This window comes from Bacillus sp. CGMCC 1.60114 (genome assembly GCF_042676365.1).
Lineage (GTDB): Bacteria > Bacillota > Bacilli > Bacillales > Bacillaceae_G > Bacillus_A > Bacillus_A rhizoplanae_A.
The window spans coordinates 80,838-105,014 of sequence record NZ_JBHTHG010000117.1 but is presented as its reverse complement, the minus strand read 5'-3'; the positions used below and the strand labels follow the sequence as shown (position 1 = coordinate 105,014).

At 36.0% G+C, this 24,177-nt stretch carries 26 protein-coding genes and 2 riboswitches; of the genes, 11 read left to right on the top strand and 15 right to left on the bottom strand.

What is annotated here, in order from left to right; all coding sequences use genetic code 11:
* Positions 1 to 3 precede the first annotated feature (3 nt).
* Positions 4 to 149, bottom strand: a riboswitch (SAM riboswitch).
* Between the two features lie 75 nt (positions 150 to 224).
* Complete coding sequence (locus ACFQZ1_RS19095; protein WP_377883772.1) at positions 225 to 1,004, bottom strand: carbon-nitrogen family hydrolase; 780 nt, start codon at positions 1,002 to 1,004, stop codon at positions 225 to 227.
* Positions 1,005 to 1,107: 103 nt separating this feature from the next.
* Here ACFQZ1_RS19095 and ACFQZ1_RS19090 point away from each other — a divergent pair, with 103 nt between their 5' ends.
* The 6 genes from ACFQZ1_RS19090 to ACFQZ1_RS19065 all read left to right on the top strand — a co-directional run bounded on the left by ACFQZ1_RS19090 (position 1,108) and on the right by ACFQZ1_RS19065 (position 6,070).
* A complete protein-coding gene (locus ACFQZ1_RS19090; RefSeq protein ID WP_377883771.1) occupies positions 1,108 to 2,298 on the top strand; it encodes a pyridoxal phosphate-dependent aminotransferase in 1,191 nt (396 codons plus the stop codon).
* A gap of 52 nt (positions 2,299 to 2,350) precedes the next feature.
* Positions 2,351 to 2,457, top strand: a riboswitch (SAM riboswitch).
* 65 nt (positions 2,458 to 2,522) lie between these two features.
* Positions 2,523 to 3,767: a 2,3-diketo-5-methylthiopentyl-1-phosphate enolase gene (mtnW, locus tag ACFQZ1_RS19085; RefSeq protein WP_377883770.1), complete on the top strand. Its 1,245-nt coding sequence runs from the start codon at positions 2,523 to 2,525 to the stop codon at positions 3,765 to 3,767.
* Complete coding sequence (locus ACFQZ1_RS19080; RefSeq protein WP_377883768.1) at positions 3,764 to 4,423, top strand: 2-hydroxy-3-keto-5-methylthiopentenyl-1-phosphate phosphatase; 660 nt, start codon at positions 3,764 to 3,766, stop codon at positions 4,421 to 4,423. The genes mtnW and ACFQZ1_RS19080 overlap by 4 nt, the downstream gene beginning before the upstream one ends.
* The gene (locus ACFQZ1_RS19075) at positions 4,420 to 5,058 is read left to right on the top strand and encodes a methylthioribulose 1-phosphate dehydratase (RefSeq protein WP_377883767.1); all 639 of its coding nucleotides are present in this window, start codon (positions 4,420 to 4,422) and stop codon (positions 5,056 to 5,058) included. The genes ACFQZ1_RS19080 and ACFQZ1_RS19075 overlap by 4 nt, the downstream gene beginning before the upstream one ends.
* Positions 5,036 to 5,548, top strand: a complete 513-nt coding sequence (locus tag ACFQZ1_RS19070; protein ID WP_377883766.1) for a 1,2-dihydroxy-3-keto-5-methylthiopentene dioxygenase — start codon at positions 5,036 to 5,038, stop codon at positions 5,546 to 5,548. The genes ACFQZ1_RS19075 and ACFQZ1_RS19070 overlap by 23 nt, the downstream gene beginning before the upstream one ends.
* Before the next feature lie 243 nt (positions 5,549 to 5,791).
* Positions 5,792 to 6,070 (top strand): hypothetical protein, encoded by a 279-nt coding sequence (locus tag ACFQZ1_RS19065; protein WP_377883765.1) that lies wholly within the window; start codon positions 5,792 to 5,794, stop codon positions 6,068 to 6,070.
* A gap of 28 nt (positions 6,071 to 6,098) precedes the next feature.
* On the opposite strand, the gene ACFQZ1_RS19060 is transcribed toward ACFQZ1_RS19065, so the two are convergent.
* The 4 genes from ACFQZ1_RS19060 to ACFQZ1_RS19045 all read right to left on the bottom strand — a co-directional run bounded on the left by ACFQZ1_RS19060 (position 6,099) and on the right by ACFQZ1_RS19045 (position 9,861).
* Positions 6,099 to 6,431 carry a DUF3909 family protein gene (locus ACFQZ1_RS19060; RefSeq protein ID WP_377883764.1) on the bottom strand — a complete coding sequence of 111 codons (333 nt, stop codon included), beginning with the start codon at positions 6,429 to 6,431 and terminating at the stop codon, positions 6,099 to 6,101.
* A 4-nt stretch (positions 6,432 to 6,435) separates the two neighbouring features.
* The gene (locus ACFQZ1_RS19055; RefSeq protein WP_377883763.1) at positions 6,436 to 7,320 is read right to left on the bottom strand and encodes an NAD(P)-dependent oxidoreductase; all 885 of its coding nucleotides are present in this window, start codon (positions 7,318 to 7,320) and stop codon (positions 6,436 to 6,438) included.
* 4 nt (positions 7,321 to 7,324) lie between these two features.
* A complete protein-coding gene (locus ACFQZ1_RS19050; protein WP_377883762.1) occupies positions 7,325 to 8,473 on the bottom strand; it encodes a serine hydrolase domain-containing protein in 1,149 nt (382 codons plus the stop codon).
* A 95-nt stretch (positions 8,474 to 8,568) separates the two neighbouring features.
* Complete coding sequence (locus ACFQZ1_RS19045) at positions 8,569 to 9,861, bottom strand: GGDEF domain-containing protein (RefSeq protein WP_377884150.1); 1,293 nt, start codon at positions 9,859 to 9,861, stop codon at positions 8,569 to 8,571.
* A 340-nt stretch (positions 9,862 to 10,201) separates the two neighbouring features.
* Between ACFQZ1_RS19045 and ACFQZ1_RS19040 the strand changes: the two genes are divergently transcribed.
* The 3 genes from ACFQZ1_RS19040 (at position 10,202) to ACFQZ1_RS19030 (ending at position 11,802) form a co-directional block, all read left to right on the top strand.
* Complete coding sequence (locus ACFQZ1_RS19040) at positions 10,202 to 10,819, top strand: nitroreductase family protein (RefSeq protein ID WP_377883761.1); 618 nt, start codon at positions 10,202 to 10,204, stop codon at positions 10,817 to 10,819.
* Between the two features lie 223 nt (positions 10,820 to 11,042).
* Positions 11,043 to 11,261 carry a hypothetical protein gene (locus tag ACFQZ1_RS19035; protein WP_098310509.1) on the top strand — a complete coding sequence of 73 codons (219 nt, stop codon included), beginning with the start codon at positions 11,043 to 11,045 and terminating at the stop codon, positions 11,259 to 11,261.
* Between the two features lie 223 nt (positions 11,262 to 11,484).
* On the top strand, positions 11,485 to 11,802 hold the full coding sequence (locus ACFQZ1_RS19030; protein ID WP_377883760.1) for a DUF3915 family protein: 318 nt from the start codon (positions 11,485 to 11,487) through the stop codon (positions 11,800 to 11,802).
* A 141-nt stretch (positions 11,803 to 11,943) separates the two neighbouring features.
* Here ACFQZ1_RS19030 and ptsP read toward each other — a convergent pair whose 3' ends face one another.
* The 4 genes from ptsP to glcT form a co-directional block, all read right to left on the bottom strand.
* Positions 11,944 to 13,656: a phosphoenolpyruvate--protein phosphotransferase gene (gene ptsP, locus ACFQZ1_RS19025; protein ID WP_377883759.1), complete on the bottom strand. Its 1,713-nt coding sequence runs from the start codon at positions 13,654 to 13,656 to the stop codon at positions 11,944 to 11,946.
* On the bottom strand, positions 13,656 to 13,919 hold the full coding sequence (gene ptsH / locus ACFQZ1_RS19020) for a phosphocarrier protein HPr (RefSeq protein WP_020059386.1): 264 nt from the start codon (positions 13,917 to 13,919) through the stop codon (positions 13,656 to 13,658). The genes ptsP and ptsH overlap by 1 nt, the downstream gene beginning before the upstream one ends.
* A 136-nt stretch (positions 13,920 to 14,055) precedes the next feature.
* Entirely contained in the window at positions 14,056 to 16,119 is a 2,064-nt protein-coding gene (gene ptsG, locus ACFQZ1_RS19015) for a glucose-specific PTS transporter subunit IIBC (RefSeq protein ID WP_377883758.1), read from the bottom strand.
* A 334-nt stretch (positions 16,120 to 16,453) separates the two neighbouring features.
* On the bottom strand, positions 16,454 to 17,302 hold the full coding sequence (gene glcT, locus ACFQZ1_RS19010; RefSeq protein WP_377883757.1) for a glucose PTS transporter transcription antiterminator GlcT: 849 nt from the start codon (positions 17,300 to 17,302) through the stop codon (positions 16,454 to 16,456).
* Between the two features lie 165 nt (positions 17,303 to 17,467).
* Here glcT and ACFQZ1_RS19005 point away from each other — a divergent pair, with 165 nt between their 5' ends.
* Positions 17,468 to 18,283, top strand: a complete 816-nt coding sequence (locus tag ACFQZ1_RS19005) for an HAD family hydrolase (protein WP_377883756.1) — start codon at positions 17,468 to 17,470, stop codon at positions 18,281 to 18,283.
* Positions 18,284 to 18,411: 128 nt separating this feature from the next.
* On the opposite strand, the gene phnF is transcribed toward ACFQZ1_RS19005, so the two are convergent.
* From phnF to nagA, 3 genes are read right to left on the bottom strand one after another with little or no spacing between them, the layout of a single operon-like run.
* Positions 18,412 to 19,143: a phosphonate metabolism transcriptional regulator PhnF gene (phnF, locus tag ACFQZ1_RS19000; RefSeq protein ID WP_377883755.1), complete on the bottom strand. Its 732-nt coding sequence runs from the start codon at positions 19,141 to 19,143 to the stop codon at positions 18,412 to 18,414.
* Positions 19,073 to 19,861, bottom strand: a complete 789-nt coding sequence (locus ACFQZ1_RS18995; protein WP_377883754.1) for a glucosamine-6-phosphate deaminase — start codon at positions 19,859 to 19,861, stop codon at positions 19,073 to 19,075. The genes phnF and ACFQZ1_RS18995 overlap by 71 nt, the downstream gene beginning before the upstream one ends.
* Positions 19,862 to 19,865: 4 nt before the next feature.
* Complete coding sequence (gene nagA / locus ACFQZ1_RS18990) at positions 19,866 to 21,008, bottom strand: N-acetylglucosamine-6-phosphate deacetylase (RefSeq protein ID WP_377884149.1); 1,143 nt, start codon at positions 21,006 to 21,008, stop codon at positions 19,866 to 19,868.
* A gap of 192 nt (positions 21,009 to 21,200) precedes the next feature.
* On the opposite strand from nagA, the gene ACFQZ1_RS18985 reads away from it, so the two are divergent.
* Positions 21,201 to 21,677, top strand: coding sequence for a hypothetical protein (locus ACFQZ1_RS18985; RefSeq protein ID WP_377883753.1), 477 nt, complete (start codon positions 21,201 to 21,203; stop codon positions 21,675 to 21,677).
* A gap of 59 nt (positions 21,678 to 21,736) precedes the next feature.
* Here the strand turns inward: ACFQZ1_RS18985 and ACFQZ1_RS18980 are convergent, their stop codons facing one another.
* The 3 genes from ACFQZ1_RS18980 to ACFQZ1_RS18970 form a co-directional block, all read right to left on the bottom strand.
* Positions 21,737 to 22,639 (bottom strand): ComEC/Rec2 family competence protein, encoded by a 903-nt coding sequence (locus ACFQZ1_RS18980; RefSeq protein ID WP_377883752.1) that lies wholly within the window; start codon positions 22,637 to 22,639, stop codon positions 21,737 to 21,739.
* 77 nt (positions 22,640 to 22,716) lie between these two features.
* Positions 22,717 to 23,289 carry an SMC-Scp complex subunit ScpB gene (scpB, locus tag ACFQZ1_RS18975; protein ID WP_377883751.1) on the bottom strand — a complete coding sequence of 191 codons (573 nt, stop codon included), beginning with the start codon at positions 23,287 to 23,289 and terminating at the stop codon, positions 22,717 to 22,719.
* Positions 23,290 to 23,377: 88 nt separating this feature from the next.
* Positions 23,378 to 24,109: a segregation/condensation protein A gene (locus ACFQZ1_RS18970; protein WP_377883750.1), complete on the bottom strand. Its 732-nt coding sequence runs from the start codon at positions 24,107 to 24,109 to the stop codon at positions 23,378 to 23,380.
* Positions 24,110 to 24,177: the final 68 nt, after the last annotated feature.

Genomic DNA, 24,177 nt, shown 5'->3' with positions numbered 1-24,177 from the left:
CCCCTCTTATCTATCAGAAAGTCAATCTTTCTGTTGGAATTAGCACCGTGCCTTACTAGGCGCAAATTATGCGCCCCATTTCACAATGGTATTACGGTCGGTTGCTGGGCTTCATCGGGCCAAATCCCTCCACCTGCTCTTGATAAGAGTATATATAGTTGTCTGAATTTTTCAGTTTCTGTTGTTGACTATACCAAGAATAAAAATTGTTTGTCAATACTTTTTCATCTGTACAATTCTGGGCGACGATCAAAAAAAACAGGAATCCCTTTACGCACTTCAGAAATCTTCTTTACATCTAATGTTCCATGCAAAATCATTTCTGTTTCATCTGCCTCAGTCATGATTTCTCCCCAAGGATCAATAATAAGGGAATGGCCTGCAAATATATTATTTGGATCACGTCCAGCTCGATTACACGCCACAATATAACATTGATTTTCAATCGCCCTTGCTTGAAGTAATAACCGCCAATGTGCTAAGCGAACAAGTGGCCACTCTGCTACAACAAATAATACTGTTGCCCCGTGTGCAGTATGAATGCGTATCCATTCTGGAAAACGAATATCATAGCAAATTGTTCCTGCGCACGGCATATCCTCTAATAGAAAATGCCCAGTTTCATTTCCAGCAATTAAATATTTATGCTCATCCATCAGTTGAAACAGGTGGACTTTACTATATTCAGCCACGATTTTCCCGCTTCGATTACTAATATACATTGTATTTGTAACACCTTTCTCTGTTTGCTTAGCAATCGATCCTCCAACAATATTTACACTATTTTGCTTACTCCACTTCGATAATAGTTGTTTCGTGTATTTCCCATCTGGATCAGCAATCTCAGCAAGTCGACCCAAGTCATAACCTGTCGTCCATAGCTCTGGTAATACAATAACATCTGGCATTTCTTTCATTGCTTCGTTTATTTTTTTCTCAGCGTGCTCTATATTTTTCTCTACATGACCAAAAGTGATATCCATTTGAATACAAGCAATTTTCATTGATTTCTCCCTACTCCCTTTTATTTTTTCCTTTACAAAAAGTTGGAAAGATTATATCATTTGTCACTATAATTGCAACAATTTTCAAAAAGAGGTGGAAAGTATGAAACATTTTCAACCTTCTGAGATACTAACATCATTACCAACACAATTTTTTGCTACGCTTGTCGCAAAAGTCAACAAAGCCGTGCAAGCTGGTCATGATGTTATTAACTTAGGACAAGGAAATCCAGATCAGCCAACGCCAACGCATATCATAACAGCACTACAGCGTGCAGCAGAACAACCCATTCATCATAAATATCCGCCATTTCGCGGACACGAAAGCTTAAAAGAAGCTGTCGCTACGTTCTATGAGCGTGAATACGGTGTACAGTTAAATCCAAAAACCGAAGTAGCTGTTTTATTTGGCGGAAAAGCCGGGTTAGTTGAACTACCGCTTTGTTTTACAAATCCAGGCGATACAATTCTCGTTCCTGATCCTGGTTATCCAGATTATTTATCAGGTGTTGCCTTAGCGAAAACAAAGTTTTCAACAATGCCATTATTAGCAGAAAATCGATTTTTACCTGATTATACAAAGATTGATAAACAAACTGCTGAACAAGCAAAATTAATGTTTTTAAACTATCCGAACAATCCAACAGGAGCCATTGCAACAACAGAATTCTTTAAGGAAACTATATCATTTGCAAACAAACATGACATTTTAGTTTGTCATGATTTCGCGTATGGTGCCATTGGTTTTGATGCTAAAAAGCCAATTAGTTTCTTACAAGTTGATGGAGCAAAAGATGTTGGCATTGAAATTTATACGTTATCAAAAACATATAATATGGCGGGATGGCGCATTGCATTTGCCGTTGGGAATGCAAGTGTTATTGAAACAATAAACGTATTACAAGATCATATGTACGTCAGTATCTTTGGTGCCGTACAAGAAGCTGCTTGCAATGCGTTATTAAGTTCGCAAACTTGTGTAGATGAACTAGTAGAACGCTATGAATCTCGAAGAAATGCTTTCATTACAGCATGCCGTTCTATCGGCTGGAATGTTGCTGCACCACAAGGATCTTTTTTCGCGTGGCTTCCCGTTCCAGATGGATATACTTCAGAACAATTTGCTGATGTATTATTACAGCAAGCACACGTCGCGGTCGCTCCAGGCATCGGCTTTGGTGAAAACGGTGAAGGCTATATTCGCGTCGGCTTATTACATACAGAGGAACGCCTTCAGGAAGCAGTTCATAGAATTGATCAATTAAAAATTTTCAAAAAAACATTGACAACATAAAAATTCTCTGTCAGAATTCAGTTATCAAAAATATTAAAACATTTCCGAATACTTCTTATCAAGAGCAGGTGGAGGGACGAGCCCGATGAAACCCGGCAACCGATCTACATTTTGTAGGCACGGTGCTAATTCTCGCAGCATTAAGCTGACAGATAAGGAGCTGGTTGTAAAAAAACCTCTCCTTAGCTGAGAGGTTTTTTTTATTCAACTAGGAGGTTATGAAAATGAGCGGAATAACAGCGACATATTTAATTCATGATGATTCTCAAAATTTAATTCAAAAGGCAGAGCAAATCGCCCTCGGCTTAACAGTTGGTTCATGGACACACTTACCACACTTACTACAAGAACAATTAAAACAGCATAAAGGTTCAGTCATTAGTGTAGAAGAATTAGAAGACGATGAAAAAATAAATATATACCTTGATAAAAAAGTAAAACGCGGTCTTATTAAAATTCATTATCCATCTGCTAATTTTAGCAATGACTTACCAGCGATTTTTACAACTGTTTTCGGAAAATTATCACTGGATGGAGAAATTAAATTAATTGATTTGACATTTTCTGATGATCTAAAAGAACGCTTCTCAGGTCCTAAATTCGGTATCGATGGAATACGAAACAATTTAAATGTCCACGACCGCCCACTTCTTATGAGTATTTTCAAAGGGATGATTGGCCGTAATATCGGTTATTTAAAAACACAGCTTCGCGATCAAGCAAGCGGCGGTGTAGACATTGTAAAAGATGATGAAATTTTATTTGATAATCCGTTAACACCACTGTCAGAACGTATTCGAGCTGGAAAAGAAGTATTACAATCTGTATACGAAACATATGGTCATAAGACGTTATATGCTGTTAATTTATCTGGACGTACTTATGATTTAAAAGAAAAAGCAAAACAAGCAGTTACAGCTGGGGCTGATATATTACTCTTCAATGTATTTGCTTATGGACTTGATGTTTTACAAGCATTAGCTGAAGACGATGATATTTCTACCCCAATCATGGCACATCCAGCAGTAAGCGGTACTTACATAGCATCTGAATTATACGGATTTTCCTCATCCTTGTTACTTGGCAAGTTACTTCGCTATGCAGGTGCAGATTTCTCACTATTTCCATCACCTTATGGAACTGTCGCTTTAAAAAAAGAAGAGGCACTTTATTTATCAAAAGCGCTTACAGATGAAAATGAACCATTTAAACGCAGCTTTCCAGTTCCATCTGCTGGGATTCATCCAGGACTTGTTCCTCTTCTTATCCGTGATTTTGGTGGACAATGTGTTATTAATGCTGGTGGCGGTATTCACGGACACCCTTCTGGCGCACAGGGAGGCGGAAAAGCGTTTCGATCTGCCATCGATGCAACGCTAACAAACACGCCTCTTCATGAGGTTAATGATCCTAATTTACAAGCCGCCTTGCGTTTATGGGGCAATCCTTCTGGAGAGGTGAAGGCATGAGTATTCAAATTTTTTGCGATTTCGATGGCACAATTACAAATAACGATAATATTGTTGCCATTATGGAAAAGTTTGCACCGCCAGAAGCGGAAACAATTAAACAAAAAATTTTATCACAAGAACTTTCTATTCAAGAAGGTGTTGGAAAACTTTTTTCTCTATTACCTACAAGTCTACAAAATCAGATTATAGCTTTCATTAAAGAAACCGCAGTTATTCGTACTGGTTTTATAGAATTTGTACAGTTTTTACGAGGGAATAATATACCACTTTATATCATATCAGGAGGAATGGACTTTTTTGTTTATCCTCTTCTCGAAGGACTTGTTGATTTTGAGCAAATTTACTGTAATACAACTGATTTTTCTAATGAAACAATTCAAGTAAATTGGCCACATCTGTGTGATGAACATTGTGAAAATGAATGTGGTCTTTGTAAATCAACGCTTATTCGCAATTTAAGTTCACAGAGTAATTTTAAAATTGTAATTGGTGATTCTATTACAGATTTACAAGCCGCAAAACTTGCTGATAAAGTGTTTGCTCGTGACTTTCTTATTACAAAATGTAAAGAACATCACATTACTTATACACCGTTTGAAACATTTCACGATATACAAAGCGAAGTGAAGCAATTGTTGGAGGTGATAAAGTGAAACAACTATTTCGTCAATGGCAAGAACTGAGTGAACTAAAAAAAGAATTAACTGATCGGAATTGGTTTCCAGCAACAAGTGGAAATATCTCAATAAAAGTGAGTGACAATCCCCTTACCTTTCTCATTACAGCAAGCGGAAGAGATAAAACAAAAACAACACCCGACGATTTTCTGTTAGTCGATCAAAATGGAAACCCTGTTTTAGAAACAGATTTACGCCCTTCTGCAGAAACATTGTTGCATACTCACATTTATAATCATACAAACGCTGCATGCGTCTTACACGTCCATACAACCGATAATAATGTAATTACAAACGTATACGACAAAGAAGTTGTGCTTTGTAATCAAGAAATTATTAAAGCACTCAATATTTGGGAAGAAGGCGCCTCCATTCGAATTCCGATTATTGAAAATTACGCTCATATTCCAACGTTAGGTGAGAGCTTTCGCAATCATATTTACGAAGATGCAGGAGCTGTTTTAATTCGCAATCACGGTATTACAGTATGGGGAAAAGATAGCTTTGATACAAAAAAGAGATTAGAAGCATACGAGTTTTTATTCCAATTTCATATTAAACTGTTATCAATTAAAGGAGGCGTTCAAAATGGCGCAAATTCGTATTCATGAAGTTAATACTCGTATTGAAAAAGAAATAGAAGTACAACAGTTTTTACAAACTGAAGGTGTTTTGTATGAGAAATGGGATATCACAAAACTTCCTGCTCATTTACAAGAAAACTATGCATTAACTGATGAAAGTAAGAAAGAAATTTTAGCTGTGTTCGCGGAAGAAGTTGCTGATGTTTCTAGACGACGCGGCTATCAAACAAGCGATGTTATCTCACTTTCTCATGCAACACCGAATCTAGATGAATTGTTAGTAAACTTTAAACAAGAGCACCATCATATTGATGATGAGGTTCGCTTTATTGTTAGCGGGCATGGCATTTTTGCTATTCAAGGAAAAGACGGTCGTTTCTTTGATGTTGAACTTGAACCAGGCGATTTAATTTCGGTTCCTGAAAACACGAGACATTACTTTACGCTTCAAAATGATCGTCAAGTTGTCGCAATTCGTATTTTTGTGACAACTGAAGGTTGGGTTCCTATTTACTAAGGTAGTACGTTGAATAAAAGGAATGGATTCCCCTTTTTCTTCCTTTTATTCACTCTACATATATACATCCTCCTATGGTCAGGTTTATCTCTATTCAGGAGATAAACCTGCATTTTTTGTTGAATAATTTTTTACAATTTTATGAACATTTTGTGAATTTTTTCTGAATATTCTGTTTAAAATGTGTTATAATACAAATAATAGAAAAAACAAGTGGAATTGTAAAAAGGAGGAAGGGAATACATGGAGTTAATTTTAGCCATTCTTTTCGGTGTCGTTTGCGGGTTTATACCTGCTGTTGTGGGAGCTACTATGGAGGAATTAGAAGTTGGCATGATTGGTTTTGTTGCATCTTCTGTAAGCGCTTTATTTTTCGGTTTATATGGTGCAATTCCTGTTAGTATACTGTTCGCACTATATATACTACGTCATTCTCGCACAAAGCGATTTACTCGAACTAGAATGGCTGAAGTCATTCCCTTTCCAATTGAAAAAGCACGCCGGGCATCAGGCCTTTCCTAAATAAAAAAGTCCTCATATGAGGACTTTTTTATTTATTTTCTTCTAAAAATTGAAATAGTTCCTGTAAATGAAGTGCATCCTCTCCATAACTGACTGAAACGTAAAATTTCCCGTCTACTTCTGCTTCCATATATAAATCAATGAGATCACGTTCGTACTTTAACGCTAAATAAAATTCCATCTCTTCTAGCATTTCTTTCGTTGTTCGAATGACATAACGACCTGTTTCATCTCTACCATATTCAAATACGGGTTCAAAATTATATTTCTTTTTAAACGCAGCCAGTTGCTTATCATGAATATTAATCGTTTTTGTGCGCTGTACCGTATCAATGATATTATCAAATTTTTCTAAACCCATACATTCACTCCTTTATGTATTGTTTATATAATGCCTGTGTTCCACTATTTTCTTCACCGTCTTGCATCAATTGTTCATATAATTCTCGTGCAAGAGCTAAGCCCGGTGCAGATAATCCTAGCTGTTCTGCTTCTGCTAACGCAATTTTCATATCCTTAATAAAATGTTTCACATAAAACCCTGGTTCAAAGTTACCTTGTAACATACGAGGTGCTAAATTACTTAATGACCAGCTACCTGCTGCACCAGTAGAAATGCTTTGTAACACTTTTTCTGGATGTAAACCTGCCTTTTTAGCATAAGCAAGCGCTTCACATACACCAAGCATATTAGATGCAATCGCAATTTGATTGCACATTTTTGTATGTTGGCCACTACCTGCATTTCCTTGCAACATAATGTTTGTACCTAATAGTTCAAATAACGGCAAGCATGCTTCATATACTTCTTCATCCCCACCGATCATAATCGCAAGGCGCCCTTCTTTTGCTCCGATATCTCCTCCCGATACCGGGGCATCTAACACATGAATTCCCTTGCTCTTCCCTTCTTCATAAATACGTTTTGCAAGAGTCGGTGTTGATGTTGTAAAGTCAATCGTAATCGTCCCTCGCTTGGCATGAGTAAGAATCCCCTCTGCACCAAAGTATACTTCTTCCACATCATGTGGATAACCAACCATAGTCATTACAGCATCTACTTTTTTTGCAATTTCCATAGGAGAATCACACCAATTCGCACCTTCTTCAATCAAAGCTGCTGTTTTTTCTTTTGTACGATTATATACATAAACAATATAACCAGCTTTTAATAAATGACGCACCATACTTTTTCCCATAACACCTGTACCAACAAAACCAATAGAAGCCGGTGGCAATATTTGCTTCATCTTCTCATCCCCTTTTCTCTAATAAATCACTCACAAGTTTACGAAACTCATTATTAAATCCATCATCAATTCCATTTTGCACATTTGAAAACGCAATGACAAATAATTGTTTATCCCAATTAAGATTGTTAAATGTATTCCATCCCGGAAGCACACCATGATTATGATAATAATCTGGATATATATATAAACTAAATGCATATTTTTTTTCTGAGGATGGTGTTAACATTAATTTCAAACTTTCAGCAGAAATAAGCTTACCTGTCATAATTGCTTCATCTAGTTTTTTCATATCATTCACCGTTGTATACATCTCTCCGCATCCATATAACCAATTCATCGCTAATTTAGGCGCTAGTACAAGCTCATTCTCTTTCTTTTTATAGCCTTTTGAAAAATTCGCATCTCCTGTTGGTGTCTCTCCCATACCCGACTCTGTCATTCCTGCGGGAATAAAGATATGATTTGTAACATATTGTGCTAAGGATTGACCCGAGAGTTTTTCTACAATATAAGCTAGCACCATATAATTATAATCCGAATATAACCAGCCACTTCCAGGCTGAAAAGCAGTTGGCTGTCGTCCAAGCCAGGTCATTAAGCTAAGACGGGATGATGCATTAACTTTCCCTTTCCCATGTTCAGGGAGTCCTGATGTGTGTGTTAATAAATGATATAATGTAATATTTTTATTAGCAGGAAAAGACGGGATGTATGTATTCACGTTATCCTGTATATTTAACTTCCCTTGTTCTTGCAGCTGTAGAATTGATACCGCAACTGTCGTTTTCGTAATAGAACCAATTCGATATTTTGTTTGCGGTGTATTTTCAATTTGTTTTTGTACATCCGCATAACCATACCCTTTATTTAATATTGTGCGGCCTTGATACGAAACGAGAACTGAGCCATTAAATTGTTTGTCTTTTAAGTATTGTTCTAGTTTTTGTGCAACAGCAGTATAATCAATTTCTTTTTCTTTTTCTTTTTCTTTTTCTTTTTCTTTTTCTTTTTCTTTTTCTTTTATTGTATCAGTAGAGGATATTGTTTTTATTGACTTCGCTTCTTTTTTAGCAGGTACTTTAAAAAAGAAATAGCTTCCAACTAATAAAAGAGAAAGTAAAAAAATAATTGTACTCCATAACGTCTTCATTTCTAAAAATCCTCCATCGCATCCTAAATAATTATTCCCCCTTCCCCATTATCCGACAATAAAAAAAAATCGCAACAATTTGTTGCGAAAAAATGTTACATTTTTTCTTTTCTATATAAGCACACTTGATTTTTTCCTTTGTTCTTCGCTTCATATAATGCAACATCTGCTCGATGCATCAATATTTCTTTCGTAATTCCATTTTCGTATGCAGCAACACCAAAGCTCGCTGTAATCTTTGAAATTCCAGAAAAATTTTTTGTTTCGATAAAAAAACGAAGCGATTCTGCAATTTGAAATGCTTCTTTTTCTGTTGTATGAGCCAAAAAAAGAATAAATTCTTCTCCGCCCCACCTAGCAAAAACATGATGCGGCTGTAATTTTGCTGTCACAAGTTCCGCTAGTTGTACTAGTGCTAAATCTCCAAAATCATGACCATATGTGTCATTTACTTTTTTGAAATCATCAAGATCAAATAGAATAAGAGCAAATGATTGTCTCATCCGAGCAGCAGTTTCCCAACCTTCTGAAAATAGTCTTTGAAACTTCAACCGATTATAAATGTTTGTTAAGGAATCAATGGTTGCTAAGCGCTCTTGCTCTTTATATTCTTCTTCTAATTCTGTGATATCTGTACACGTAACGATGAATCTCGATAGATCATCTGGCAAAGGAGCAATACGTAACAAGAACACAGTTGCTTCTTCAGCGTCGTTATACATTTTTATTTTTCTTGATTGTGCTAAGCAATCGTCAATCCACATCATATCATTTTCTGCAATATAATACCCATTCTCCTCTACAAAATGTTCAGCAAAAGTCATGTGATGCTCATGATATGACATAAGATTTTCATATCCGAAAAAACGTAAAAAATTTGTATTGCAATCTATAATTTCATCATCTTCTAGAATAAATAACAAATCATTTTGAAAATCAAACATCATTTGAAGTAGCTCTTGTTGCAATATAACTTGTTTTAATAAGGACAACTCATACACACTCTTTTGCACTTCAGCAAGTATAGATTGAGGCGTAATTGGAGGTAACACAATGTTTCGTACTCCAAGTTTAATAAGGTCAACAATTTGAGCTGTAACTTGTTCACTCCATATAATGATAAAAGAAATATCTGAAGTAAATAATTCTTTTACAAATTCGATTTGAGAGGAGTGAGAAATATATATAATTACGATTTGTGGTTGAACTTTTTCAAACAATATTTTCCCTTCCTTAAAACTATGTGCTAAAAACAAGCACTTTGGCTTTAACGTTGCAACTGTATGTTCTTGATTATGACCTTCTTCAATATACAATACATTCATATCGAGATCCTGTAATACATTTTGAAAAACTGTATGTTCTAATAAAAAATGCAGAATGTTCACCACTAGGCTTTCACTCACTTCATTTATCCCATTCTTACAAGCTTAAGGATGCCCTTATAGAGTTCGTCACTTATAAGAACTTGATTTGTTCCACAAACCATCACATGGCAGTTTCACGTTATATAAACTTTTGAAGCCCTGTATCATCTTTTTATTGTATGACAACAATAAGTGAGACGTCTGTGCGAATATCTTCTGTTATTCATATCTTTTTTTAAACACTTGACAATAGAACTACATATATTATATCCTTTTACAGTATGAACTTACAAAATGTAAGTTAAGAACATTTTTATATTTAATTCATTTACAAATAGAAACAAAGCTTGGAGGAATTATAATGACACAGCAAGATTTCTTTACTGTTTTATACGACCGTACATCTAATCGTGCTTTCAATCCTGAAAAAAAAATTTCAAAAGAGGAACTATTTGATATTTTAAAGGCGGCTGGTCAAGCACCATCAGCATGGAATTTACAACACTGGAAATTCCTTGTATTCCAAGGAGAAGATGTACAACGTCGCTTACATCCAATTGCATATAACCAACAACAAATTCTTGATGCATCTGCAGTTGTCGCTATATTAGGTGACTTAGAAGCATATAAAAATGTTGATGCTGTATACAGTCCACTTGTAGAACAAGGACTTATGCAAGAAGAAGCAAAAAATCGTTTGGCACAAAACATTGAAGGTGCATATCAACGTGAACAATACCCACGTGATGCTGCATTCTCTAATGCATCTTTAGCAGCAATGCAACTTATGCTTGCAGCAAAAGCAACTGGTTGGGACACATGTGCAATTGGAGGTTTTAACCCGCAAGCATTAATGGAAGAGTTTAACGTGTCTTCTCGTTACCTTCCAATTATGTTAATTACAATTGGTGAATCTACATTAGAGGGGCACCCAGCGCCACGCATGAGCGTAGAACAAGTAACAGAATGGGCAAAATAAAATGAAACCTCCATTAGTGGAGGTTTTTTTTCATTCCTCATTAATGGAAAGCTCTCACCAATCAGGCACGTGACAGCAGTTATTCTCCATCTATCTTCTTCACTTCTCTCTAAATATTAAGAGGGGATTACTACCTAGGAATAGCAGACTGTACTCTAAAGATGCTTTTTTGTTACAATTATGATACAATAGTAACAAATTGATAACAAGTGAGGGATTTTCATTGAATTTATATGGAAGCTTTATCGCGATATTGTGCTATCTAGTCACAGTACTGCTTCTGTACTTCGTTGGAGATATGACAAATATTGCGATGCTACAGTTTTCAAAAGAAACAGCGCTTCAATCAGAAATTGGTCAATATGCCTCTCGCTCCTTTGCACCATTACTGTTAGCACTTCCTGTATATATCATTGTTTTATATAAAAGCAAAAAAATATAAAGACTGCCTTTAAAAAGGGGCAGTCTTTTTTATATCCATATCAGCTTTTGTCCAAACTCTCATTTCCCTCTCATCATATGTTATAAGGAGAATCGGAACAGTCTACCTAAAACATTTATTCTTTTCCTACAAAATAGGAAAAAATCTTAAAAAAATTTTCCACTGTGTCCAAACAAAGCATGTACCTAGAGCATATCTTATTAATGTGAAGGGGGTGAGAATTATGTTCGGAGGATGTTTTGGATTTGATGGCTGCCGTAGCGGTTTCCGTAGTGACCGCCGTGTCCGCAGCGACCGCCGTGTCCGTAGCGACTGCCGTAGCGGTGTACGTACTGGTCATAGAAATCGTTTTTGCAACGTTCTTAGAAATCTTGCAGTCGGTACTAGAATTACTCTATTAACAGTTAGAGATAACGGTACTTTTACTAACGTTGTATTTGAAGGCTTCTCAAATGGCGTAGCACTTTTCTCAGGAGGCAGTATACCTGGTGGAGGTTTACTACGTGTTTGCCCAGAAGATGTTGTAGCTATCGTTTTCTAATAGAAGTCATTACCTTCCAGGAAAGCTATTGCTTTCCTGGTTTTATTTATTTTGTTACTTGCGAGAAAAAATATCTACCTACAAAATTTTTTACGTTATAAAAAAACCTGAGACCGATTTCACTCGGCTCAGGTTTTTTCATTAAATGCTTTTTACAAGTTCTACTACTTCTTCAGCAGTTGACATGTTTAAAGCTTTTTGTGCTAATTCTTCCATTTGTGCTTTTGAAAGCTTGCGAATTTGTGTTCTCGCTGGAAGAATAGATGTTGCACTCATACTAAATTCATCTAATCCTAATCCAACTAATAGCGGAATTGCTAGAGCATCTCCTGCCATTTCACCGCACATACCAGCCCATTTTCCTTCTTTATGAGCTGCATCAATAACCATTTTTACAAGACGTAAAATTGCTGGGTTATATGGTTGGTATAGGTAAGATACGCGTTCATTCATACGATCCGCTGCCATTGTGTATTGAATTAAATCATTTGTTCCGATAGAGAAGAAATCTACTTCTTTTGCAAACTGATCAGCTAACACCGCAGAAGCTGGGATTTCTACCATCATACCAACTTCAATGCTATCAGACACAACTGTACCAGCTTGCACAAGTTTTTCTTTTTCTTCTAATAAAATTGCTTTTGCTTGACGGAATTCATCAAGAGTTGCAATCATCGGGAACATAATTTTTAAATTACCGTATACACTCGCACGAAGTAATGCACGAAGTTGTGTACGGAAGATATCTTGTTCTTCTAAGCATAAGCGAATTGCACGGTAGCCTAAGAACGGGTTCATTTCTTTTGGTAAATGTAAGTATGGAAGCTCTTTATCGCCACCAATGTCAAGTGTACGAACAACAACCGGCTGACCTTCTCCTACACCTTCAAGAACAGCTTTGTATGCTTCAAATTGCTCTTCTTCTGTTGGAAGGTTGTCACGGCCCATATACAAGAATTCTGTACGATATAGACCAACGCCTTCTCCACCGTTGTCAATAATACCTTTTACATCTTTTGGTGTACCAATGTTTGCCACAAGCTCAACATGATGTCCATCTGCTGTAACTGTCGCTTCATTCTTTAATTTTGCCCATTCTGCTTTTTGCTCTTCAAATTGTGCTTTCTTTTCTTCATAAACACGAAGAGTCTCTTCAGATGGGTTTACAATTACTTCTCCATCTAAACCGTCGATGATTACGATATCACCGTTTTGGATTTGTTCCATAACAACTTTTGTACCAACAACAGCTGGGATTTCCATTGAACGAGCCATAATTGCAGAGTGAGATGTACGTCCGCCAATATCAGTTGTGAAACCTTTTGCATATTTACGATTTAACTGCGCTGTATCAGACGGTGTTAAATCTTCTGCAATGATGATTACTTCTTCAGAGATTGTACTTGGATTTGAGAAGTTAATTCCAAGTAAGTGTGCAATAACACGCTTTGTCACGTCACGAATATCCGCTGCACGTTCTTTCATGTATTCATTGTCCATGCTTTCAAACATAGTAATGAACATTGATGCAACTTCATCCATCGCAAATTCAGCGTTTACTTTTTCGTTTTTCACTTTATCTTTTACTGGGTTTACTAGTTCTGGATCATTTAATACTAGTAAATGTGCTTCAAAGATAGCTGCTTTATCAGCACCAAGCTCAGCAAAAGCATGATTTTTAATTGCTTCTAATTCAGACTTTGATTTCTCAAGCGCAGCTTCTAAGCGTGCGATTTCCGCAGCTTCATCCGTAATCGTTTTCTTTTCAATGTTAAATTCAGGATTTTCTAGACGGAACGCCTTTGCAATTGCAATACCACTTGACGCGGCGATCCCTTTAATGTTAAGAGTCATTATTCTCCTAATCCTTCGTTTTTCATAGTTTCTTCGATAGCTGCTACTGCTTGAGCTGCATCATCACCGTTTGCAGTGATTTTGATTTCTGCGCCTTGTTGAATACCTAAAGACATAACACCCATGATTGATTTTAAGTTTACAGTTTTGCCGTTATATTCTAAGTTAATATCAGCACCAAATTTGCTTGCTGTGTTTACAAGTAAAGTTGCTGGACGAGCATGAATTCCTGAGTCACTAGTTACTTTAAAGATTTTTTCCATAATAATCTATCTCCTTTAAACTACAGTATATTTTAAGTTGTATAGACGTTAGTACTACACACTCTATTGTATATAATAGGCGATGCTCGGTCAACTACATCGCCTATTATAATTATAAACATTTTGCGTCCAAATTTTAATGAATGTCAATAACGTTTGTTTCACCTTTTTTGACATTACCTTGCTTTTTGATTTCAACTTGCTGTCCTTCTTGTAAGTTTGTGAAAACAATTGGCGTAATGATTGAAGGTGCGTTTTCTTTTACAAATGCTATATCTACTTTTAATAAAGGCTGGCCTTGCGTTACTTTATCACCTTGAGAAACTAGCGCTTCAAAGCCTTCTCCGTTCAATTTCACTGTATCAATACCAAAGTGGATTAAAATTTCTTTTCCGCCTTCTGATTGAATACCGATCGCATGCTTTGTTGGGAATACATTCACAATTTCACCATTTACTGGAGATAACACTGTACCTTCCGTTGGTTCGATTGCAAAGCCATCTCCCATCATTTTCCCAGAAAATACTTGGTCTGGTACTTCTGTAATCGGTAAAATTTTACCTTCAATCGGAATAGCAATTACTTCATTTACATCTACTTTTTGTACAGGCTCTTCTACTTTTGCAGGCGCTTCTTTTGGAACATGCACTGCACGACCTGCCATAATATCTTGAATTTGTGATTTTAACGTATCAGATTTTGGACCGAAAATCGCTTGAATATTGTTACCAACCTCAAGAACACCTGCTGCTCCAAGCCCTTTTAAACGATCTTTATTTACATTCTTTTGATCATTTACCTGAACACGTAAACGTGTAATACAAGCATCTAAAGAAGCAATGTTTTCTTTTCCACCAAGTGCTACTAAAATTTCACCTGGGAGCTCGCCTGCTTCTACTTTTTCTGCTCCATCAGTGTCTGCTACTATCTCACGACCTGGTGTTTTTAAATCCCATTTACGAATCGCAAAGCGGAATCCGAAGTAGTAAATTACTGCTAATACAAGACCAACAATAATTACCCACCACCATGCTGTACGGTTTGGTAATACCCCGAATAAAATAAAGTCAATTAAACCACCAGAGAATGTCATCCCGATTTTAACGTTTAAAAGTTGCATAGTCATAAATGACAAACCAGCAAATACTGCATGTATTCCAAATAGTACAGGTGCTACGAATAAGAATGAGAACTCAATCGGTTCTGTAATACCAGTTAAGAAAGATGTTAACGCAGCAGAAGCTAAAATACCAGCTGCTACTTTTTTATTTTCTGGACGTGCTTCATGATACATCGCTAACGCTGCTGCTGGAAGACCGAACATCATGAACGGATATTTACCTGTTGTAAATGTACCAGCTGTTAATTCTACACCGTCTTTTAATTGTGCCATGAATATCTTTTGGTCACCGTGGATAACTTCACCTGCTGCATTTGTATATGAACCAAACTCAAACCAGAATGGTGCATAGAAAATATGATGTAGTCCAAACGGAATTAAGGAGCGTTCAATTAAACCGAATATAAACGCTGCTAATGTTTTATTTGTATCAATCATTTGATGCGAGAATGTATTCAAACCGCCTTGAATTGTTGGCCAAATAAAGCACATTACAATCCCTAAAATTAAAGAGAATGTTGCTGTTGCAATTGGCACAAAGCGTTTACCTGCAAAGAATCCTAAATAAGGTGGTAATTCAATATTAAAGTACTTATTATAACAATACGCTGCTAGTATACCTACTATAATACCGCCAAATACACCTGTTTGCAGTGTTGGAATTCCTAGAACATTAGCATACGATGGATCTGTAAATCCAACTTTAACTGGAGCTCCAGCGGCACTTGTTACTTTAACCAGCTTGTCTACTCCTAAGAAGACGCTCATTGTTTTGTTCATAATTAAGTATCCAACGAAGGCTGCTAACCCGGCTACTCCGTCTCCACCCGCTAACCCGATGGCAACCCCTACTGCGAATAATAATGCAAGGTTTGCGAAAATAATATCACCAGATTGTTCCATAATTTTTGCAACTAGAACAAACCAGTCTGCTTTTAAAGCAGGGATTAGATTTGTTAACTGTGGATTTTGAAATGCATTACCAAATCCAAGTAAAATACCTGCCGCCGGAAGGATAGCAACTGGAAGCATTAATGCTTTTCCGACTTTTTGAAGAACACCAAAAATCTTTTTAAACATTTGGATTCTTCCTCCCTTTCTTTTTTATTTTTACTTTCGGCAAATGCAAAAAGGCATGAGTTAAAAAAAGGTAGAAAATAGCTGTCAAGGAGTAGTATGTCCCTTTCAACAGCTACCATTCCAACCTCTTCTTCACTCATGCCTGATCGAATCAGTAACACGTGTCGAATCGTAATGAAATAAGTGCGATATTCAGTTCACGCAAACGTTTCCGTTTATCGATACGCAACATTTGTCGAAAATAATAACTTTCTGTAAGTTTATTATACATAAGTCATGTAAGCGATTCAACAACTTTTTTAACGTTTACATTTTCGACAAAACTAAACAATTTCTACGTTTGTTCTATCTTCACTAAACGCTGTAAATGCATTGTTAAATAAATCGTTTCAGCTTCATACACAGGCAATTGCAACTGCTTTTGCATTACTTTGACAAGTTTCCATGCTAAATTATAGCACTCTGGAAATTCAGCTTTTAAAAGGTCTGCAAAATTTTGTGATTCTTCCACTTGTTCACCATTTTTCACACGTTCAATCGCGTATTGCAAATGCCGAACAAGACGTAAATAATGAATGCTCTCTTTGTCTAACACGATCTGTAAATTTTCTTCAATTAAAGAGACGAGATGAGCAATCAATCTAGAATTTTGATTAATAGAAGACACTTCAGAGTTTGTAATAGAGCTATAAATATGCAATGCAATAAATCCAATCTCCCCTTCTGGAAGATGAATATTTAAGCGAGAATTAATTAATTCTACAACTTCCTCTGCAATTTTATATTCATTTGGATACAGTACTTTTGTTTCCACCAAAAATGGATTGTCTACTGTAAATCCTTGCTTTAATCGCTTAATTGCAAAAGCAATATGATCCGTTAAAGCAATATGAATATGCTCATTTAACGGTGTATCTACTCGATCTTGGATATAAAACATAATATCATTCATTAATTCAATTAGCTTCTCGCTCACATGCGGAACAAGAAGTTTATATTGTTCACGATCACGTTCATTTGTAAGTACAAACATTTTTTCAATCTGTTCTACTTGTAACATTTCTTTTGCTTTTTTGCCAAACCCAATTCCTTTTCCAATGACAACTACTTCTTCATGTTCTGGATGAGCAGCAATAATAACATTATTATTTAAAACTTTTTTAATTTCGAGACAATTATTCATTCAACACCACCCTTGCGTGTAAAAACGTCTGCTTTCATGTTACAGAACAATCTTATTTTTCGTCAATGTAAAACATCTACCATTTTGAAAATGTCGTTTTTTAGACATGATTGTATGAGATGCGTATAATGTAAAGATATACGTCTAGTAGAAAGGAGCAACACCATGATTAAAATGTTCATAAGCGATATTGATGGCACAATGATGCAACACGGAGGTGTAATTGATGAACAAGATATAGATGCACTGCGTTGCCTTGCTGACCAAAATGTAATCCTTTGTTTCGCTTCCGGAAGACTTGATAATGAAATTGCCGAGTTAATGAATAAAGTTGACATGAATTTTCATCGTATTAGTGTAAATGGTGTATTTGTATATACACACGAAAACAAACAATTGTTATCAGCAACATTTGATTCTACTATTTTACCAGAGCTGTTGTCTATAACAAATAAAGAACCTTTCTTTCGTTATGTAAGTGATGAATATAACTATTATATCGAGGAGAAAACACCGTTTATTCATGAGCTTGAAAAACAAGTAAAAATGACTTCCATTGCAGAACCAAATTTGCTCGAAAAAATCGATAAAACAATTTTTCCAAATAAAATTTCAGTTGGGGGCACCAAAGAAGATTTAGTTATTCTTCAAAAACAAATTGAGGGAAATTTCAAAGGAAAAGTAAGCACCTTTATTTCTGCCGAACAGTGTTTAGATGTTATGCCACCTAACATTAGTAAGGGCTCTGCGATTTCTGTCTTATTAGAGGAGTTTAACATTCAGCCTAAAGAAATAGCTTGTATTGGTGATTCCTACAATGATATTCCAATGTTTGCTTTAACACCTCATAGCTTTGCAATGGCGAGTGCAGATGATGAAGTTAGGCAACATGCAACTCATACCGTTTCTTCCGTTAAAGATGCAATTGAATATGTTCTTCATTATAATGAAGAACATAAAAATACGACTCATTCCCTATAAGGATGGGTCGTATTTTTATCCCGCTACTCGCGAGCAGTAAAAGCCCGATTGGATCAAATAACCATTAGTGAAGGATGCCCTCCACTGATGGAAGTTTCATTATATTCCACTAGATAAAACATTTGGTTTTACTTATTGCGTGAAATATTTGTAATAAACTTATAACGATCTCCTCTGTAAATACATTTTACATATTCCAGCGGCAACTCACCTTCTGCATACGACCATTGTCTCATTACAAGCACAGGTGCTTTCTTTGGAATATGAAGATGCTCAGCCTCTGCATCCGTTGCAATAGATGCTTCAATAGATTGCGTAGCACGAACTAGCTTAAAACCTAGTTTTTTTTCTAAATGCTCATACAATGATTGCTGCAAAATTTCTTCGTTAATATCTTTTACAAGAGATGGTGACAAATACGTTGTCTCAAACGCAATTGGTTCTTCATCAGCTAAGCGGATACGTCTCACTTCATAAACTGATTCTCCCTCTTGAATTCTAAGTCTGTCTGCTACTTTAGCAGTAGCCGGAACAAGGCGAAAGCTTAATAACTCACTACTAGGTTTCATTCCACGAGAGAGCATATCCTCTGTAAATCCAGTCATGCCTTGTAGCTTTTGTTCCACTTTCGGAAGCTGTACAAAAGTTCCAATTCCACGCTTTCGATATAAATATCCTTGTTCAACTAAGTTATTAATTGCCTGTCTGATTGTCATTCGACTTACTTCAAACTTATCACATAATTCATTTTCAGATGGAATTTTATCTCCCGGCTTCCATTCACCGTCTTCAATTAGTTGTTTCACCCATTCTTGAATCTGATAATAGATCGGAAATGGTGAATACTTGTCGATGTTCATCAGCAATCGCCTCACTGCATAAAGATAGAGCTTCTTGATCTGCGATTACGGTTACATTTGGATGACGTTGTAAAACTGTAGCCGGACAACCTTCGTTTACGTTCCCTTGTAGCATTTCCTTAATCGCTTCTGCTTTTTTCAAGCCAGAAACAATAAGTAAAACTTGTTTCGCTTTCATAATGCTACCAATTCCCATTGTAATGGCATGAGTTGGCACATCTTCTTCTTTTTCGAAGAAACGACGGTTGGCTTGACGAGTAGATTCTGTTAACTCAACAATGTGAGTTGCAGAATCAAGTGGTGTTCCCGGCTCATTAAATCCGATGTGACCGTTTTCACCGATTCCAAGAATTTGCAAATCAACTGGATTGGCATCAATAATGCTTTCATAACGTTTACATTCCTCTTGTAAATCGTCTGCCATTCCATTTGGTACATAAGTTTTTTTAAATGGAAGATGATCAAACAACTGTTCTTGCATAAAGTAATGATAGCTGTTTTTGTCTTCGTGTGGTAAATTTACGTACTCATCTAAGTTTACAGTGGTTACACGGCTTGTATCAAGTTTATTTTTTCTCATTAATGCATAAATCCCTAATGGGGAACTTCCTGTAGCCATTCCTAGCACTGGATTTTTTTTTGATTTTACAATTTCTTCAATTATTTTATAGCCTGCTTCTGCTAATTCTTCTAGAGTTTTTACAACAAGGATATTCATTTATTTACTTCCCTACTTTCATATGGATTCCTAATCGAACTGTATCATATACATGTAAATCTTTTGTCATGACAACAAAATCTGCATCTTTACCTACTGCTAATGCACCTTTGCTATTTAATCCAAATTCTTCCGCTTGGTTAACTGATGTCATGAGTACAGCATCCTCAATTGAACATCCTGTAAATTCAATTACATTTCGGAACGCTTGGTCCATTTTTAAAATACTACCAGCTAATGTTCCATCTTCTAATCGAGCACTACCATCTTTTACATGTACAGGCTGTCCGCCAAGTTCATATAATCCATCTTCTAGACCCTTTGCACGCATTGCGTCAGTAATAACACTTACTTTTTTAGGACCTTTTAATTTATATGCCAATTTCACCATGTCCGGATGAATATGAATACCATCTGTAATCACTTCAACCATTACATCTGGGTTTAATAACACATGACCAACTACACCGGGCTCACGATGATGCAAACCACGCATTTGATTATAAAGGTGTGTTGCATGTTTAATGTTTCTACCTGTTAATTGCTCATCAGTTGCATCTGTATGTCCAATTGTACCGATAACACCAGTTTCTGCGAGATATTGTTCAAATTCACGCGCACCTTCTTCTTCTGGAGCATAAGTTACCAATTTAATTAAATTTCCGCTTGTTTCTTGCCATTGTTTAAATTGTTTAATATTTGCAGGAACAATGTATTCAAGCGGCTGTGCACCTGCACGCTTTTTGGAAACATACGGTCCTTCTAAATGAATATATTCAAAATGCGCACCCTTTTCCTTTGCTTCTTTTGCAGCACTTAGTGCTGCTTCAATTGCTTCAGGAGACTGTGTCATTGTTGTTGGGAAGAAAGTTGTAACTCCTTCTTGCAACATCTGTTTCCCAAGAGTTACCAATCCATTGCTATTTGCATCCATTGCATCAATATCGTATCCACCGTGAATATGAATATCAATCATTCCTGGAATGATAATATTCCCTTTTATATCATGAATCTCTTCATTTTCTTGTGGTACATACTGAGCCATCAATCCCAATTCTTGAATTTGATCTGTGTAACGAATAAAACCGTTTTCTAGAACTTCATAACCTGTATAAATTTTGGCATTGATGACAACTTGCGTTTTCATTTCCATCGATCCTTTCCCATGTAATACTACTTGTATTATTACCTATTTGCCTATTTCCATCATAATATACACATGAGTAGTTGTCTATACATTACAAACGAATTTTTGATAAAAGAAAAAGGTAATTCACTTTTCTTCTCTAATTATAATATATAATATTCATTTTATTCAAAAGGGGAGATTAACAATTTCATGAAGAAGTCAACAATTATTTCATTCATTGCCCTTATAACAGTAGTTCTTATTGGCTGTGGAACATATTATATTATGACAAAAATGAATATATCTAAACAAGTCTCATCGCCTCCAGAACCTCCAAAAGATGCACAAACTGCAGCTATTTACAAATCAATTCATGAAAATCATGAATTGCTAAACAAGTTGGTTTGTTATGATCAATATAAAAACTGGACTCCCTCGTCTTCTCTCTGGGCTGAGCATGATGCTGATTTAAAGAAAATCGAAGAACAATTTTTACAATACACATCGTCAGTTGAAGGGGATTTACAAAAAGACTTTCAAAATATTGTTTCTTACACGAAACAAGCCCGTAAAGAAAAAAAAGCAACTACACTTGTAGAAATACATCGTATTATGCACGACTTAGATATTTTATTAAACGGATATCAAGAAAAGCTTTGGAACGCTACTGTATATAAACGTAATTAACTATATTTGTAATTTCAGCAGCTTATATATCTCGCTGCTGAAATTAGCTTATACATACACTATTTTAACAACGGTAAAGGTAACTGATGTTGAATAACAATATGCTCACCATCTGTCTCAATTTCAACATTCTGTTTTATCGTAGTATATACTTTGACGCCGTGCTGATATAACCGTTTCATCACACTTCGATGTGGATGACCATATGGATTCTTTTTATCATATGAAATAACAGCAAACTGCGGCGCGACAGCCCTTATAAACTTTTCACTTGTTGATGTATACGAGCCGTGATGACCAACTTTTAATACATCTGCATGCATATCATATCGTTTTATCATTTCTTCTTCTGTATTTGTATCTGCATCTCCCATAAATAAAAAATCAGTCTTACCATAACGAAATTTCAATACAATAGACGATTCATTATTTTCTCGTTTTGCTTTCCCATCATTTAACACTTGAATAGAAATATGAGGGTCTAGAGGGATGTATTGCCCTTCTTTTACTCGTAGAAATGGCACTCCTCTTTTTTTAATACTCCTTATGTACGTGTGATATGTAAATGAACTATATTGTTTTCCACTATCTAACACAAGTGAAACCGGCATTTGCTCAATAATTGGAATTAATCCCCCGATATGATCCATGTCAGGATGTGTACCAATGACAACATCTAAACGTTTAATCCCTTTTTTAATTAATGTATCAATAATAGGCTCTCCCGCTTCATACGGTCCACCATCAATTAAAATTGTTTTCCCGTTCGGTAAAGAAATAATTGTTGCATCTCCTTGCCCAACTCTTAAAAAATTTACAGTCATCTTACCTAAATGCGTACGCTGACTTGAAAAGGAAGAAACCGTATGTATAGAAGTATGCTGACGTATAGGAGATGCACTATTTAAAGTTACACATAATACAATTGAAAATAGAAAAAGAGCAATACGCACATCTTTCATACACCTTCTCCTTTTTCTATTTAGTATGACGCAGCTTTCATTTCATATACAAAAAAGCTTGGCAAAATGCCAAGCTTTTATTTCGAAATTCCTTGTAAAGAGCCAAAGAATAGATCCGCTTCATTCATTCCTTCACCTTCTTCTGACAAAGCAGGTAATTCATCTAATGTTTGTAATGCAAATGTATCTAAAAATTCTTTTGTTGTACCGTATAAAATGGGACGTCCCGGTCCTTCTACCCGCCCTATTTCTTTAATTAACAAATGAGAAACAAGCGTTTGCAAAGCGCGATCTGTTTTTACACCGCGAATCTCTTCGATTTCTGTTCTTGTAATTGGCTGGCGATAGGCAACAATTGCTAATGTTTCTAATGCCGCTTGCGATAAAGATGCAGCTGTTGGTGCATCCATCAATTTTTGATAATACGAGGCGTGTTCTTTCTTCGTTGTAAAACGATACACCTTTGCAAATTGAACAATTTGCAAGCCTCGATGCAACTGCTCATATTCCGTCTGCAGTTCTTCTACAAGCTTTATTACAGCTCCCTCGTCTATCTCTAACACTTTTGCAATTTGTTCCGGATAAATCCCTTCATCTCCTGCTACAAACAGCAGTCCTTCTATAACTGCCTTTTGTTCTTGTCTATCCAACGATAAAAGCTCCTTTCTCACATTCCTTGTATCCGTATACGTCATAAAGACCGAACAGCAATATATTGGGTTCGGTCAAACTGTACAACTATGGTTTCAATAAGAAAATTTCATCAAAATTATGCTCTTGCTCAATGAGAATTTGCTGATGCTTCATAAGCTCTAAAATCGCTAAAAATGTAACAACAACCATTTCCCGGTCATCATCTGCAAATAAATCATAAAAACTTTGACGACCTCCTGCCATTTCTAATTGTTTTAAAACAGCACCCATTCGTTGTTCAATTGGGATCTCTTGCCGAGCAACTGTAGCTGTTACCGGACGTTGTATTTTCTTTCGACGCATTAGTTTTTGAAATGCTGCCAGCATATCGTATAGCGTAACATCAATCGGCAGCTTTTCATCATCCTCTTTTTGAAACATCATAAAATCAAGAGGAGGACGTGTATATAACTGTGCTCGTTCTTGCTCTTTTTCTTTTAATTGGGTAGCGACTTGCTTATATTTCTTGTACTCAATCAGACGTTCCATTAACTCTTGCCGAGGATCTTCTATAAATTCTTCACTGCTATCCTGTTCATCCTCTTCATGCTTTGGAAGTAACATTTTACTTTTAATTTGTAATAGCGTCGCGGCCATAACTAAATATTCACTTGCAACATCAAGCTGCAATTCTTTCATCGCATGGATATATGATAAATATTGTTCTGTAATGACCGCTACAGGAATGTTATATATATCAATTTCATAACGATTAATTAGATGTAATAACAAATCTAAAGGGCCCTCAAATGCCTCAACTTTAAAATTATATTGCACAAATCATCCCACCACATTTTTTCTGTCACTCCATAAGTATAGAGCATCCTCATACACTATCCAACCTT